Annotated in this window: 10 protein-coding genes and 2 tRNA genes; 6 read left to right on the top strand and 6 right to left on the bottom strand. The window is 69.1% G+C overall.

The genetic code is table 11. The features are described 5' to 3' along the window. Positions 1 to 3: 3 nt before the first annotated feature. Positions 4 to 1,860 carry an ABC transporter substrate-binding protein gene (locus PKE84_RS09810; RefSeq protein ID WP_271177039.1) on the bottom strand — a complete coding sequence of 619 codons (1,857 nt, stop codon included), beginning with the start codon at positions 1,858 to 1,860 and terminating at the stop codon, positions 4 to 6. A gap of 320 nt (positions 1,861 to 2,180) precedes the next feature. On the opposite strand from PKE84_RS09810, the gene PKE84_RS09805 reads away from it, so the two are divergent. Next, positions 2,181 to 3,296, top strand: a complete 1,116-nt coding sequence (locus PKE84_RS09805) for a C39 family peptidase (RefSeq protein ID WP_271177038.1) — start codon at positions 2,181 to 2,183, stop codon at positions 3,294 to 3,296. A 32-nt stretch (positions 3,297 to 3,328) separates the two neighbouring features. On the opposite strand, the gene PKE84_RS09800 is transcribed toward PKE84_RS09805, so the two are convergent. Further along, positions 3,329 to 4,462, bottom strand: coding sequence for a M20/M25/M40 family metallo-hydrolase (locus tag PKE84_RS09800; RefSeq protein WP_271177037.1), 1,134 nt, complete (start codon positions 4,460 to 4,462; stop codon positions 3,329 to 3,331). A gap of 108 nt (positions 4,463 to 4,570) precedes the next feature. Between PKE84_RS09800 and PKE84_RS09795 the strand changes: the two genes are divergently transcribed. The 4 genes from PKE84_RS09795 to PKE84_RS09775 all read left to right on the top strand — a co-directional run bounded on the left by PKE84_RS09795 (position 4,571) and on the right by PKE84_RS09775 (position 10,078). Continuing rightward, on the top strand, positions 4,571 to 5,416 hold the full coding sequence (locus PKE84_RS09795) for a GNAT family N-acetyltransferase (protein ID WP_271177036.1): 846 nt from the start codon (positions 4,571 to 4,573) through the stop codon (positions 5,414 to 5,416). Next, the gene (gene menC / locus PKE84_RS09790) at positions 5,413 to 6,537 is read left to right on the top strand and encodes an o-succinylbenzoate synthase (RefSeq protein ID WP_271177035.1); all 1,125 of its coding nucleotides are present in this window, start codon (positions 5,413 to 5,415) and stop codon (positions 6,535 to 6,537) included. Before PKE84_RS09795 ends, menC begins: the two co-directional genes overlap by 4 nt. 149 nt (positions 6,538 to 6,686) lie before the next feature. Then, entirely contained in the window at positions 6,687 to 8,537 is a 1,851-nt protein-coding gene (locus PKE84_RS19525; protein WP_309297485.1) for a membrane dipeptidase, read from the top strand. Beyond that, on the top strand, positions 8,534 to 10,078 hold the full coding sequence (locus PKE84_RS09775) for a serine hydrolase domain-containing protein (RefSeq protein ID WP_271177034.1): 1,545 nt from the start codon (positions 8,534 to 8,536) through the stop codon (positions 10,076 to 10,078). The genes PKE84_RS19525 and PKE84_RS09775 overlap by 4 nt, the downstream gene beginning before the upstream one ends. A gap of 406 nt (positions 10,079 to 10,484) precedes the next feature. On the opposite strand, the gene PKE84_RS09770 is transcribed toward PKE84_RS09775, so the two are convergent. From PKE84_RS09770 to PKE84_RS09760, 3 genes are all read right to left on the bottom strand, one after another. Further along, positions 10,485 to 10,558: transfer RNA gene (locus tag PKE84_RS09770), tRNA-Met, on the bottom strand. A gap of 34 nt (positions 10,559 to 10,592) precedes the next feature. After that, a tRNA-Thr gene (locus PKE84_RS09765) sits at positions 10,593 to 10,664 on the bottom strand. Positions 10,665 to 10,848: 184 nt separating this feature from the next. Next, a complete protein-coding gene (locus PKE84_RS09760) occupies positions 10,849 to 11,805 on the bottom strand; it encodes an aldo/keto reductase (protein ID WP_271177033.1) in 957 nt (318 codons plus the stop codon). Positions 11,806 to 12,021: 216 nt separating this feature from the next. Between PKE84_RS09760 and PKE84_RS09755 the strand changes: the two genes are divergently transcribed. Then, entirely contained in the window at positions 12,022 to 12,828 is an 807-nt protein-coding gene (locus PKE84_RS09755) for a pentapeptide repeat-containing protein (protein ID WP_373877134.1), read from the top strand. Positions 12,829 to 12,854: 26 nt separating this feature from the next. Here the strand turns inward: PKE84_RS09755 and PKE84_RS09750 are convergent, their stop codons facing one another. Beyond that, a complete protein-coding gene (locus tag PKE84_RS09750) occupies positions 12,855 to 14,741 on the bottom strand; it encodes a glycoside hydrolase family 13 protein (protein WP_271177031.1) in 1,887 nt (628 codons plus the stop codon). Positions 14,742 to 14,744 lie beyond the last annotated feature (3 nt).

Genomic DNA, 14,744 nt, shown 5'->3' with positions numbered 1-14,744 from the left:
TGATCACTCGACGTCGACGCTCTTGCGTCGGCGCACCACGAAGAAGATGATCGCACCGATCACGATGACGAGGATCACACCCCCCGTGACCAGGAGCCCCACATTGGGCCCGGCGTCGCTGCTCTTGCTGTCGCCGGCGGGGGCCACATCCGCGAAGCCCCAGTAGCCGGACTGGTTGGCGATGATCCCGCCCTTCGACGGCATCATCTCGAAGCCGGTGAAGCGATCGGAGCGGTAGGCCTCCAGGCCGTTGGCGTACCAGTAGACGATCTGGGCGGTGTCGGTGAAGTTGAGCTCGAGCATCTTCTGCACGATGGCCTCACGCTTCTTCGCATCCGTCTCGGTCTGCTGCTCCTTGTAGAGCTTGTCGTACTCCGGGTTGCACCAGCCGTCCTGCGAGGTCGCGCCGGTGCCGTCGGTCTTCGTCGGCAGGCTCGCGCAGGTGTTGATGCTGAGCTGGTAGTCGGGGTCGGGCCCGACGCTCCAGCCGCTGAAGTAGATGTCGTAGTTGCCCTTCAGCGTGTCGGCGTTGATCGTGTCCGTGTCGGTGGAGACGAGCTGGATGTCGATGCCGATCGCCTTCATCCACGGCTGGAAGTACTGCGCCGCGGTCTGAACGGTCGGGTCGGTCGAGTCGACGAAGAGCCGCAACGACAGTCGCTGACCGTCTTTGACGCGGATACCGTCGGCTCCGGCCTTCCATCCGTCTGCGTCGAGCTTCTGCTTCGCCTTCTCCGGGTTGTAGGCGAGAGCCTTCACGGCTGCGGAATCGGCCGGCAGCGTCCACTGCGGGTACGACGACGGGATGAAGCTGGTTCCCGGCTCGCCGAGGCCGTTGAGCACCTTCGACAGCAGCGTCTTCGTGTCGGTGCCCATGCGGATCGCCTGGCGCACCTCGACGTCCTGCAGGGCGGGGTTCCCGTTGCCGAACGGCTGGCCGTCGACCGTCTTCAGTCCCGAGTTGAAGCTGAACGACGAGAAGCGGCGCCCGATGCCGGAGTGCTCGGTGATGCCCTCGGCGCCCTTCAGAGCCTGGAACTGCGTGGGCGTGAGGCCGGTAACGAAGTCGACGTCACCGGAACGCAGCGCCTGCACCTGGGCATCCGAGTTCGTGTAATAGACGTACTGGATCTTGTCGATCTTCGGTGCGCCCCGCCAGAAGGTCGGGTTCGCCTTCATCGTGATGAACTGGTTCGCCTTGTAGCTCTCGAGCAGGAACGGCCCCGATCCCACGACATCCTTGTCGTTGGGGTACTTCGCCGGATCGGAGATCTTCTCCCAGACGTGCTGGGGAAGAATCGGAACCTCGATGCCCGGGTTCGGCGCCTGGGGCGCCTTCAGGTCGATGATCACGGTCTTCTTGTCGGGCGCCTGCACATCCGCGAAGTTGGCGACGAAGTTGCCGTTCGCCACGGCGAGGTCGGGGTTCGTCATCATCTGGTCGAAGGTGAACTTCACGTCGGCCGAGGTGATGGCCTTGCCGTCGGACCACTTGAGGCCGTCTTGCAGGGTGTACACCCACTTCTTGCCGCCGTCTTCGATCTTCCAGTGATCGGCGAGACCCTTGGTGGGCGAACCGTCGCCGGCGCTGTTCTGCACGAGGTTCTCGTACATGTAGCGGAAGAGGTTGGTGGGAAGAAGGTAGATCGAGGTCCACGGGTTGAAGCTGTCGACGAAGCCGGAGGTCGCGATCCGCATCGTCTTGGCATCCTTGCCCGACGAGGGGGACGACGACGGGTCGGCGGCGTGCACGCCGGTGGGCGTCGCGGCGTTGGCCGCGCCGGCCGGTGCGGCGATGATCGCTGCCGCCGCAACGAATGACAGCGCGCGGATCAGATGTTTGCGGTGTCTGGGGCGCATGAGAGTCCTTCCATCGGCCGAGGTCCAGAGCAGGACCACGAGGGTTGCAGTAATGCAACAGCACGGAACGTGCTCAGGTCAACGTATTCGTTCCAGATATTAATCAGACCGTAACGAGTTTCAAGTGATTCACGGGCATCGGATGCGGTCGGCCGGCGAGTGGGGTTGCTCTAAACGCCCAGCGATTTAGCTGATCAGTCGGTATAACTCGACGCCTCCGCCGTTCTGTCGCGACTCGGCCATTCTCTGATGCCGCTTGACGTCTCGATGGGCATGGGAAATGATCCGTATCGGATCATTCCTTTGCGGACGGAGACGCTGTGCTCTCGACACCGATGGCTGGCACGGCCTCCGAGCCGGCCGCGTGGCAGACGCGCCTCGTGCGCGCCGACACCTCTTCCGGATGGGACGGACGCACCTGGACGTCCGGAGTCTTGGTGCCCGGATTCCACGCCGATCAGGCGGTCGCTTCGTGGAATCTCGAACCCGGCGTCACCGCCCGCGTCGAGATCCGCGCGCGCACGCTCGACGGGGCATGGCATCCCTGGCAGGAGGCGGCGTTCTGGGGAGGGCCGGGTGAGCGCCGGAGCCCTGTGCCGCCGATGGGAAGCGACGGCCCGCAACCGCAGGACGACGGCCCGTCGGTACGGACTGACATCCTGACGGCCCGGCCGGAGCGGTTGTTCGACGCGGCCCAGCTGCGCATCACGCTGCTCGGCGGCATGCGCGAAGCGAGCGAGCCTCCCCCTCTTCACCTGGCTGCGCTGAGCTTCAGCGCGCCCGGCGGCTCAGCCGCCGATGAGTCCGATGCCGGTGAGCGCCGCGGTGCGGAACCGGTGGGTGCCGCGGCGGCCGTGCAGCCGCTCTCCCAGCGCGCCTACCCGGGCCGGCCAGACCTCGGTGGCGGCGGACCCGCCTGGTGCTCGCCGACCTCGCTGACCATGGTGCTGGCCGCCTGGGGTGCACAGCTCCCCTCGGCGGAGCCCACCGAGGCACCCGCCGATGGCGACCCTCACGTCCCGTGGATGGCACGCGCCGTCTACGACACGGCATTCGACGGCACGGGCAACTGGTCGTTCAACGCCGCCCTCGCGGGAGAGCTCGGATTCGACGCGGTCGTCACCCGGCTAGCGTCGCTGCGGTCGGCGCGCGTGCTCACGGAGGCCGGCATTCCCCTCATCGCTTCGATCGCGTTCGAGGCCGGGCGACTGCCGGGCGCAGACTACGACACGTCAGGGCACCTCCTGGTCATCCGGGGCTTCGATCCGCGAGGGGATGTGCTGGCGGCCGACCCGGCGAACCCGGGCGGCAGTGACGGGCTCCGCACGTACCCGCGCCAGGCGTTCGACGCCGCCTGGTCGCGCAGCCGGCGCACCGTATATCTGATCGTCCCGCGCGGACACGCGCTGCCTGCCGCGACGGATGCCGGTGGCTAGTGAGCAGGCCGGCTGTCACGCCAGCCGCGCCCTCAGACGGTCGACGCCGGGACGTCGACCAGCACGGCCTCGAGCAGGTCGATCCGCTCCCCCAGCGAAGCGAGCGACACGTGCTCGGTGACCGCGTGCGCGCCGCCGCCGCGAGGGCCGAACCCGTCGACGGTGGGGATGCCGAGGCTTCCGAGCAGGTTCGTGTCCCCCGCGCCGGCGGCGGGCCGGCCGGTGATGGTCTGATCGACGCCTCGGCCGGCGGCCGCGATGAGTCCGAGAAGGCCGGCGTCGGCTCTCGACGGGCTCCAGGCCGGTCGATGGCTGAGCAGCTGCGTTTCGACCTTGGCGCCGTCGCGTACGGGGGCGAGGGCTCGCAGTGCCGAGAGAACGGACTCCTCGGTCGGGGCATCCAGAAACCGCAGTCCGATCTCGGCCTCGGCTTCGGCGGGCACCACGTTCGCCCGCCCGCCGCCGCTGATGGTGCCGACATTGCAGAGCACCTCGGAGCCCAGGGCCGCATCCATGACGATGCCGCGCACAGCCAACAGCTGATCGACGAGCTCGTCGATCGCAGAGACGCCGCTGCCGGGGTCGAGCGCCGCGTGGGAAGCGCGACCGCGAACGGCCAGCCGCACGCGCGTGCTGCCACGCCGGCCGACCTTGAGTGCGCCATCCGGATGCGGGGATTCGAAGCCGATCGCACCCGCGACACCGTCGGCGCAGGCGCGCAGCAGCGCTTGCGTGGTGGGCGAGCCGACCTCCTCGTCGCACACGATCACGGCGCGCACGCTGCGGTGCCGCCGGTTTCGCAGGCGCTCGATCGCGGCCACCATGACGAGCAGCCCGCTCTTCATGTCGTAGACCCCGGGGCCGCGCACCGTGTCGCCGTCGACCGACCACGGCATGGTGGTCTCGATGCTGTCGTGCGGCCACACGGTATCCGAATGCCCGACCAGCAGCAGAGGATCGCCGACTCCGTTCACCTCGGCGATGAGGTTGGCTCCCGCCTCGGTGCGCTCGAGGCGCACCGACGCGCCCGCGGCATCCCACCACTCCGCCAGAACGTCGGCCATCCGCTCGCTCGCGGGGGCGTCGAACGAGGGCGACTCGATGCGCGCGAGGCGTTCGAGCCGTTGCAGTGTGTCGTGCTGCGCGCCGTTCCCCGGCTGTGTCATGTCGCATCCTCTCGCCGTCTTATGAATCATATCGATTGCTTGCTCCTGGCAAACAGGACCGATAGCCTGGCGATTCGAGTTGCAAGCGCCAAACATAGGAAACGTATCGTGCCCCAGGCTCCCACCGCTCCGCTGCACGCCGAGACGTTGCGCACCGGTGACGAGTTCCGCGCGGCGGCCGCGCTGTACACCCGCGTGTTCGGGTACGACCGGCCCGAGTTCTCCCTGAATCCCAACCTCCTCAGCGCTCTGGCGCGCAATGGCGGCTCCGCCGTCGGGGTGCGCACCGACGCCGGCGAGCTGATCGGCTTCGCCTACGGGTTCGCCGGCCGTGACGCATCCGGCCACGACTTCCACTACTCGCAGGCCGCCGTCGTCGACGCAGCCCACCAGGGCGAGGGCGTGGGGCGGATGCTGAAGGAAAGCCAGCGCGAGGTGGCGCTCGGCTGGGGGCACCGCACCATGCGCTGGACGTTCGACCCTGTTCTCTCACGCAACGCCCACTTCAACTTCTCCTCGCTGGGCGCGGAGGGCGTCGGGTTCGTCGAGGACTACTACGGCCGCCCCGGCACCGATCGGGTGCTCGTCGAGTGGAACCTGACGCGCGACCACGACCCCTTCGCCGACCTGCGCCATGCAGAGCCGCCGCGGCTGGGGCGGGCGCACTGGGGCGAAGTCGTTCACCGCACCATCGAACGCGCCGACGGCTCGGTGCAGGATGCCGCCTGGGTCGCCGTTCCCGCCCAATCGCCCACCGTGTCCGTCGATGGTGAAGAGCGCGCCTCCCATGATCTGGTGCGGGTGCAGTTGAGGCGGTCGATCGCGACGCTGACCGAGGCGGGGCGCGTGCTCGTGGCCTGCCGACGGATCGACGACGGCACCGCCGCCTATCTCGCGGTGCACGCGCACCGCTCCGAATACGATTTCGAGTCCGACAAGGAGACCACTGCATGAGGATCGACAGGCTGCGCGTCTTCGACGTGAACCTCCCTCTCGTCCACGGATTCGAGACGAGCTCGCACCGCAAGACCGGGCTCAACCACCTGCTCGTGGAGGCCACGAGCGCGGACGGCCTGGTGGGCTGGGGTGAGATCGCAACGCCGTCCGACCCGTTCTACGGTTCGGAGACGACCCGCACCGCCTGGGCGATCGCCGAACGCTACCTCGTGCCGGCAGTCCTCGGCTCGACGTGGGAGGCACCCGAGGAGCTCGAGGCCGCCTGGCTCCGCATCCGGGGCCACGAGTTCGCGAAGGCGGGCTTCTCGATCGCGGCCTGGGATCTGTACGCCCAGGCCGGCCATCGTTCCCTCGCGGGCGCCCTTGGCGGCACGCGCACGGAGGTGGTCGCCGGTGTCTCGCTCGGCATCGAGCCGACGCTGGATGAGCTGCTGACCCAGGTGGCCCGGCAGGTGGACGCCGGATACGGTCGGGTGAAGCTCAAGATCGCGCCCGGCTGGGACGTCGAACCAGTGCGGGCCGTGCGGGCCGCCTATCCCGACCTCGACCTGCACGTGGACGCGAACGGCGCCTATCCAGAGTCCGACGAATCCACCGCAGTCATGCGTGCCCTCGACGCGCAGCGTCTGACGATGATCGAGCAGCCGTTCGCCCCGCGCGACTTCGTCGCCCACGCCCGCCTGCAGTCCGTGCTCGACACCCCGATCTGCCTCGACGAGTCCATCGTTGACGTCGCCGACCTGCACACGATGCTCGCGCTCGACGCCGGTCGCGTGCTCAACATCAAGGTGTCCCGGATGGGCGGCCTCACCACAGCGCGTCGTGCGCACGACGTCGCGCGGGATGCCGGGGTGCCGGTCTGGTGCGGTGGCATGCACGAGTTCGGCGTGGGCCGGGCGGCCAACGTGGCGCTCTCCTCCCTTCCCAACTTCACCCTCCCCTCCGACGTCTCCGGTTCGGACAAGTACTACGCCCGCGACGTGATCGTGCCGCCCGTCATCGCGCGCGACGGCGTCGTGCGGGTGCCGACCGCACCGGGCATCGGCCACGATGTGGATGTGGACTGGGTGCTGCGCAATTCGTCCCGCACCCTCGACACCTCGGCCGCGGCCGCCTGAACGGGAGGATCACCGTGCACGCTCTCACACTTCACCGCCTCGACCTCGATTCCACCGGGGAGCCCTCCGACTGCGTGACCAGCGGCAGGTCGACATCCCGGTCACGGATCGCATGAACGACGCCCTGAACGCGCGGAAAGGGTAGAGCGATGATCCCTGTCATCGATGGTCACAACGACATCGCCTGGGCACGCCGCGAACGGCACGGTTACCAGGCCGCTGGGATCGACGCATCCCTGCCCGACCTTCACACCGACATTCCGCGTCTGATCGCCGGCGGCGTCGGTGGCCAGTTCTGGTCGGTGTGGGTCGACCCTGTGCTGACGGGTGCGGAGCAGGTGACGGCGACCCTCGAGCAAATCGATTTCGTGCACAGGCTCGTGGAGGCGCATCCGGATCGGCTGCGGTTCGCCCGCACAGCGGTCGATGTGCGGGCGGCGCTCGCCGAGGGCCGCATCGCTTCGCTCATCGGGGTGGAGGGCGGCGCCCAACTCGACGGTTCGCTCGCCGTGCTGCGCCAGTACGCGCGGCTGGGAGCCCGCTATCTCACGCTCACCTGGTCGCGCACCACCGAGTGGGCCGATTCTGCGACCGACGAGGCGCGCCACGGCGGTCTGACCGACTTCGGTCGCGAGGTGGTGCGGGAGATGAACCGGATCGGCGTGATCGTTGACCTGGCGCACGTGGCACCGTCCACGATGCGCGACGCGTTGGAGGTCACCTCACGTCCCGTCATGGTGAGCCATTCGTGCGCACGGGCACTGTGCGACCACCCGCGCAACGTGCCCGACGACGTGCTGCGCGACATCGGCGCCGGGGGCGGGGTGGTCATGGTGGCGTTCGTACCCTCGTTCCTGTCTCCCGCCCGCAACGCCTGGGTGCGCGGGGGTGAGCAGGGGGAAGCCCCGCCCGTCGGGATCGCCGATGTCGCCGACCACATCGAGCACATCCGTCGTGTCGCCGGCGCGCATGCGGTCGGGATCGGGGCCGACTACGACGGCACCGACGCGATGCCGACGGGCCTCGAGGATGTGTCCCGCTACCAAGACCTGCTCGACGAGTTGCGCCGGCGTGGCTGGACGGAGCCGGAGCTCGTAGCGCTCGCGAACGAGAACGTGCTGCGCGTGCTCACAGCCTCCGACGCCGACCACCTGGCCTTCCTCGATGGCTCTGCTCCGCCGCCGGCCGCGGCTGCACTCGCGCCGGCGGTGGACACGTCGACCCGAGACGACAAGCGGCAGTCGAGCGGCCCCCGCGTTCTCGTCGTCGTGAACGCGAAAGGGTCTCGCCCGCGTCGCCTCGGCACCTGGCTGGAGGAGAAGGGCATCGCCGTCGACGTAGCGCTCGGCGAGGATGGGCTGCCCCCAGACCTCAACGGATATGCCGGGCTCGTGATGCTGGGCGGCGGCCTCATGCCCGACGACGACGCGCGTGCGCCGTGGCTGGCGCAGGAGCGCTCGCTCGCCCGCGAAGCGATCGCTGCCGACCTGCCGACGCTCGGGATCTGCCTCGGCGGGCAGATCCTGGCGGAAGTTGCCGGGGGCGAGGTGCGCGCATCCTTCGGTCCGAAGGAGCGCGGCGCGACAGTGATCTCGACGTCCGAAGCCGGCCGGCGCGATCCAGTCATCGGCGGGTTCGGGGATGCCGCACCCATGATCGAGAACCACCAGGACATGATCACCTCGCTGCCCCCCGCCGCCGTGCTCCTGGCGTCGAGTGACGCGGTGGCCAATCAGGCCTTCCGGCTGGGCGAGCGCGTCTACGGGCTGCAGTTTCACCCGGAGGTCTCCGCTGAGGACCTGCTGCACTGGAAGGAGCCGACGTCCCCGTCGCCGGACGACAGGCCGGTGGCCGAACTCGTCGAGGAGGCCCGCCGTGTCGACGAGCACAACACGCGAGCCAGCCGCGCGCTCGTGACGGGGTTCGCCGACGAAGTGCGGTCCTTCGCCGATCAGACCCTCGCGGCTCGCGCATCCGCCGCTCGTCCGGCCACCCGATGATCGAGGAGGCGCCTCTAGCAGCCCACGCCCGTGACGCCCTCGCCGCGCGACTGGACGGTGCGACCCTTCGGCGAGCGCCCGCGTCGATCGCCGCCGTCACGTATCGGGGCCGTGTCGTCGCTGTGTGCGCAGACGGAGAACCCCGCCTCGACGGCCGGCCAACCACCGAGAAGACGATCTTCAGGATCGCGTCGATGTCGAAGAGCTTTCTGGCTGCCACAGCGCTGGCGTTGCGGGATGACGGACTGCTCGACCTGCATGCTCCGGCCACGGATTATGTGCCCGAGCTGGTGGCGGCCCGGTTCGATGGCAGCCCGGTCGCCCTCACGCTCGACGACCTGCTTTCCAATCGCGGCGGCCTCTCCGAGGACAACCCCTGGGGAGACGCGCACCTCGGAGTTTCCCGTGCGCACATGGCGGCGGTCGTCGCTGCAGGGCTGACGCTCGCCTCTAGCCCAGGCACCGAGTATCAGTACTCGAATCTGGGCATCTCGCTCATCGGCCGCGCGATCGAGTCGGTCACCGGACGTCCCGTCGAGGACGTGGTGCGCGAACGGATGCTCGACCCACTGAACCTGCGTCACACGCGCCCATCCGCCGACCTCTACGGTGAGGGCGCCGACCTCGCCGCCGGCTTCCGCACCTTCGACGACGGTTCGACCTTCGCCGCCGAACCGTTCGTCGGCTCCGGCGCGCTCGCGTGTATCGGGAGCCTCTTCAGCACCGTGCACGACGTCGCGCGCTGGGCACACTTCCTCGGGTCGGCGTTCGATGACCCCTCAACAGACAACGCCGCTACAGACGGCGCCACCGCAGACGGCGCCGTGCTCAGCGCTGCATCTCGGCGCGAGCTGCAGACCGCTCGCACGCTGATCCCGATCGGATCGAAGCCGCCCGGGCGGGAGCTCGACGGAATCGGCTACGGGTACGGTCTCGTCGTCGAGCACGACAGGCGTTTCGGCCGCATCGTGCAGCACGCCGGGGGGCTCCCCGGGTTCTCGTCGCACATGCGCTGGCAGACCGCCACCGGCATCGGGGTGATCGTCTACGGAAACTCCGACGCGTTCGGTGCAGGCGCGGTGGCTGCCGACGTGCTCGCCGATGTGCTGACCAGGGTGGATGCTCCCGCGTTCGTCGTCCGTCCCTGGCCGGAGACCGTGGCCGCCGCACGACGGATCGACGAGCTCATCGCCGAAGGCCGGCCGCTCTCCGACGCAGCCGGCCTTCTCACGGACAACGTGCTGCGCGACGTGCCGGTGGATGTTCGAGAGCGCAGGCTCGCCGCGGCGCTCGCCGAGGTCGGCGCTGTTCGGGCGGATGCGGTGCCGTTCACCGAGCGGATCGTGGCTGCCCCCGATCGTTCGGCCCTCCGCTGGGTCGTGCCCTGCGTGCGCGGGACCCTGGTGTGCGACGTGCACCTGGTCGGCTTGCACGAGCCGCTGGTGCAGGAGTTCGCCATCCGGGTGGCCGACGCTGGAGGCCGCAAGCCGCGCGACGAATCCGCACGCGTGACAGACCACCACCTGGTCGCGCTGGACTAGAGGGGCCAGTATGCGCTCTGGAGATGAGCAACGATCTGCAGCCTCGCGGAACCCTCTCCGACCCGACGTGACCCACAATGATCACGATTTGTGCGCCTAGCTCACCCCAGAGGCTCAATGTCGCGAGATTCACATACAGGGCCAGCACCGCACCGATCCCCAAGTCGCTGCGATCGTTTGCCTGACAAGTACCGCCCCTGACGCAGCCTCAATGGCCAGCCAGATCACCGCTGCGGCGTGAAGAGGATTATCGGCGACGCCGGCTCGCGATTCGTCAACATAGTTCGCTGATTCTGCCAGCGACCGTGATCGTGGGGCGCCGTTTTCAACGGTGGGCAAAATGGGCCAAAACCGGCCGATCAGCGGGCATGAAAAAAGCCCCGAGATGGCGAGATCTCGGGGCTAGTAGCGGGAGCGGGACTTGAACCCGCGACACCACGATTATGAGCCGTGTGCTCTAACCACCTGAGCTACCCCGCCGCGACCTTCGCGGTGCTGAACACCGGGAGGACGGAGCCCCCTGTGGGAATCGGACCCACTACCTCTTCCTTACCAAGGAAGTGCTCTACCAATGAGCTAAGGGGGCGAAGCCTGCGCGCTGCGCGAGCGCCGCGCGTTTTTGGCAACCGTACGAGGATACCATCCGTACGACAGTGGTTTGTACCACTGAGACGCTCGTCACGCGCCGGTTTCAGCACGTCGCGACTCCTCGGTGACACGGCGCCGCCGAGGGCCCGAGCGCAGCGCCCGGGCCCCGGCAGCAGGAAGCGTCAGGCGGCTTCGGCCTCGTCGGACGCGTCGCTCAGTGCGTCGAGCTCGGCGCCGCTGAGCTCGAGCGAGACGGAGGCGATGAGGTCGGGCAGCTGCTCCAGGTTGCGCGCGCTCGCGATCGGAGCGACGACGGTCGGCTGGGCCGCGAGCCAGGCGAGGGCCACCGTCGCCACGGAGACCCGGTGCGCTGCGGCGACCTCGTCCAGGATGCCGAGCACAGCACGACCGCGGTCGTCCAGGTACTTGGATGCGCCCTGCGCGCGGGGGCTGTCGACCTCGACGCCGTCGCGGTACTTGCCGGTGAGGAACCCGGCGGCGAGGGCGAAGTAGGGCACGACTCCGAGGTTCTCGCGCTCCGCGATGGCGCGATAGTTCTCTTCGAAGTCGCGCTCGACGAGGTTGTAGTGCGGCTGCAGGGCCACCGCGCGGTGCAGGCCCTCGGCCTCGGTGATGCGGAACCACTCCTCGATGCGCTCGGGCGAGTAGTTCGAGATGCCGATGTGACGCACCTTGCCGGCGTCGACCAGGCTCGAGAGCGCCGCGACGGTCTCGGCCAGCGGCACGCTCTCGTCGTCGAAGTGCGCGTAGTAGAGGTCGATGTGGTCGGTGCGCAGGCGCTCCAGCGACGCGTCGGCGGCACGCAGGATGTTGTCGCCCGCGAGGCCCTTGAAGTCGGGGTGCTGGCTGACCTTGGTGGCGACCACCACGTCGTCGCGGTTGCCGCGGGCGTCGAACCACTCGCCGATGATGCGCTCCGAGTCGCCGCCGGTGTTGCCGGGCACCCAGGCCGAGTAGCCGTCGGCCGTGTCGACGAAGTTTCCTCCGGCGGCCGTGTAGCCGTCGAGTACCGCGAACGAGGTGCCGCGATCGGCCGTCCAGCCGAAGACGTTGCCGCCGAGCGAGAGCGGGTAGACGCTGAGGTCCGAGTTTCCGATGGTGCGACGTGGTGCGGTCATGCAGGTCTCCTTCATGCGTTGCGAGTTCGTGGTCCGACTTTCACGGGTCCGACCTTCTGGGGTCCGACCTCCACAGGTCGACTCACCGGTCCGACCTTCACGCTAACGCGGTCGCCTCCGAGCTATTCCGGCATCGGCTGAAGATGTCGAAAGACGTCGTCGAGTGCCTACTGTGGAGGAGTGGACACGATCGATCGCGGCAGCCGACCCGACCTCATGGCGGACTGCGGTTCGTGCGTGGGGCTGTGCTGCGTCGCCCTGGCGTTCGCGCGCTCAGCGGATTTCGCCTTCGACAAGCCGGCCGGCGACCCCTGCGTCAACCTCGAGGACGACTTCCGCTGCGGCATCCACCCGCATCTGCGCGACCGGGGGTTCAAGGGCTGCACCGTCTTCGACTGCTTCGGCGCCGGCCAGAAGGTCACGCAGTCCACCTTCGACGGCCGCAGCTGGCGCGACGACCCCGAGACGCGCGCCGGCATGTTCTCCGTGTTCCCCGTCATGCGCCAGCTGCACGAACTGCTCTGGTACCTCGACGAGGCACTCCGGATGCCCGCAGCCGCACCGCTCCACTCCGAGCTGACCCGCGCGTCCGCCGCCGTCGAAGCGCTCACCGCCTCGTCGCCCGAGCGCATCCTCGAGACCGACCTCGAGGAGGTGCGCGGTCCGATCGCCGAGCTCTTGCGCGAAGCCAGCCGGATGGCCAGATCCGGGCTTCCCGCGTTGCCGACCACCGGCAAGACCAAGCGAGTCGGTCCGGGCGCCGACCTTCTCGGAGCCGACCTCAGCGGGCTCTCGCTGCGCGGTGCCGAACTGCGTGGAGCGCTGCTCATCGCCGCCGACCTGCGCGGCTCCGATCTCTCGTTCGCCGAACTGATCGGCGCCGATCTGCGCGACGCAGAACTGTCCGGCGCCGACCTGGCCAGCGCCATCTACCTGACCCAGGTCCAGGTCAACGCCGCCCGCGGCGACGCGCGCACACTGCTGCCCCCGAACCTCCAGCGGCCGTCGCACTGGGCGAGCTGAGCACCACCGAGCCCGCCCGGGCACGCCTAGACCTGCCCCGCGACATCCTCCCCGCCGGATCCCCCGGCGACCACGCCGAACTCCGGCAATTGCACGCCCGGCAGCAGCCACGCGGCGAAGGTCGGCCCCGTCGCTGTCAGCCGAACGGCACCGCCGCCCGCCTCCAGCCCGGCCTCCCCGACCAGCGGCATCGCCGCCTCCACACCCGCGATCGCCGCCGCGTCGAGCGTAACCGTCGCGTCCGCCCTGGCTGCCAGCACCAGCACCGACTCGTGCGCGCCCTCCCGCACGAACACCAGCACGTCGTCGCCCACATGGAGCCACCGCATCCCGCCGCCGTTCAGCGCCGGGTGCGATCGTCGCAACCGGATGAGGCGCGCGTACAGATCGACGGAGCCGGCGGCCTCGCGGTGCTCGGTGCCCCACGGGATCGGCGTGCGCGACGCCTCCCCGTCGGCCCCGGTCAGCCCGAACTCATCGCCGGCGAACACGACCGGGATGCCCGGCGGCGTCACCGACAGACCGAACGCCACCGGCACAGCACCCGGGCGTGCATTCGTGAGGAACCGCGGGGTGTCGTGCGTGTCCAGCGCGTTCATCGTGCCGAGCCGCGTGCGCCACGGGAAGCCGGCCGTGAACTGCTGGTGCGCCTCGAAGAACTGCCGCCCCGTGTAGAGCGGGATGGTGCCGAACGGCAGCCCGAAGTACGACGATTCGCGGTCGGCGAGCGACAGCCAGCCCCATACCGGCCGCGTGAAGTTCGTGTACGTCATGGCGCCGTGCCAGGCGTCGCCCTGGAAGTCGCTCGCTGCGTCGTTCGTCGACTCGCCGAGCAGGATCGTGTCGGGGTTCACCTCGAGCATGGTCGCGCGCACCGTGCGGCGCACGAGCTCGTTGCGGTCCTGGTCGAGGTAGCGCCCGGTCATGTTCGCCACGTCGATGCGCCAGCCGTCGAGCCCGTAGGGCGCCGCGAGCCAGCGACCGACGACCGAGTCGGGGCCCTCGATGAACCGGCGTCGCAGCTCCGCCGAGTTCCAGTTGAACTTCGGCAGGCTGGGGACGCCGAGCCACGACACGTACTCCGTGTGCTCGTCGTTGAGCCAGTAGAAGAACTCGCTCTCCGGGGCATCCGGGTTGCCGAATGCGGCCCGGAACCACTCGTGCCCGTCGCCGCAGTGATTGGACGTGAGGTCGCCGATCACCCGGATGCCGCGCTCGTGCGCCGCCTCCACCAACCGGATGAGCGCCTCGTCGCCGCCGAGCAGCGGGTCGACCTCGGCGAAACTCGACGCGTCGTACCGGTGGTTCGAACGGCCGGGGAACACCGGCGTGAGGTAGATCATGTTCGCGCCGAGCCGCTGCAGGTGGTCGAGATGCTCGGTCACCCCGTCGAGGTCGCCACCGTAGAACTGCTGCGACCGGCCGGGCGGAACGTCGTCCACCGGGTCGGACCAGATCGCGGGGATGGCCCAGTCCGGCGTCGGCCGCTCGTCGGCGGCGGCCGATCGTGCGAACCGGTCGGGGAACACCTGGTACAGCACCGTCTCCGCCACCCAGGGTGGCGCGGCCGGATACGTCACCAGTTTGAAGTCCTCGGCGTCGAGGGTCTCGATCGAGTGCGTGCCCGTCGCGTTCACCCACACCTTCTCGCCGTCCGACCTCGAGATGAGGAATCGGTACCCGTGGATCGGGTTCTCCACGAAGATCGGCGCCTCCCACCAATCCCAGCCGTCGCGCGACGCGATGACGTGCGCATCCGAGAACCGGGGTTCGTGATTCGGATTCGACCGCGTCCGCACAGCGTCGACCCCACCCCAGCTCTGCGGGATGCGCACGCGCACCAGCACCGTGTCGCCGAGGACGGGTGCCTGATTCGATACGTGGAGGGGAGAGCCGTCGTGGTGGGGCTGCATGTC

The sequence above is a fragment of the Leifsonia poae genome (assembly GCF_027921845.1).
Taxonomy (GTDB): Bacteria; Actinomycetota; Actinomycetes; order Actinomycetales; family Microbacteriaceae; genus Leifsonia; species Leifsonia poae.
This window is presented reverse-complemented; position numbering and strand designations above follow the sequence as displayed.

Excerpts from the sequence above, each read along its gene's own strand:
- PKE84_RS09810 (WP_271177039.1), bottom strand. The coding sequence starts at position 1,860 with ATGCGCCCCAGACACCGCAAACATCTGATCCGCGCGCTGTCATTCGTT.
- PKE84_RS09800 (WP_271177037.1), bottom strand. The coding sequence starts at position 4,462 with ATGACACAGCCGGGGAACGGCGCGCAGCACGACACACTGCAACGGCTC.
- menC (WP_271177035.1), top strand. The coding sequence starts at position 5,413 with ATGAGGATCGACAGGCTGCGCGTCTTCGACGTGAACCTCCCTCTCGTC.
- PKE84_RS19525 (WP_309297485.1), top strand. The coding sequence starts at position 6,687 with ATGATCCCTGTCATCGATGGTCACAACGACATCGCCTGGGCACGCCGC.
- PKE84_RS09775 (WP_271177034.1), top strand. The coding sequence starts at position 8,534 with ATGATCGAGGAGGCGCCTCTAGCAGCCCACGCCCGTGACGCCCTCGCC.
- PKE84_RS09760 (WP_271177033.1), bottom strand. The coding sequence starts at position 11,805 with ATGACCGCACCACGTCGCACCATCGGAAACTCGGACCTCAGCGTCTAC.
- PKE84_RS09755 (WP_373877134.1), top strand. The coding sequence starts at position 12,022 with ATGGCGGACTGCGGTTCGTGCGTGGGGCTGTGCTGCGTCGCCCTGGCG.
- PKE84_RS09750 (WP_271177031.1), bottom strand. The coding sequence starts at position 14,741 with ATGCAGCCCCACCACGACGGCTCTCCCCTCCACGTATCGAATCAGGCA.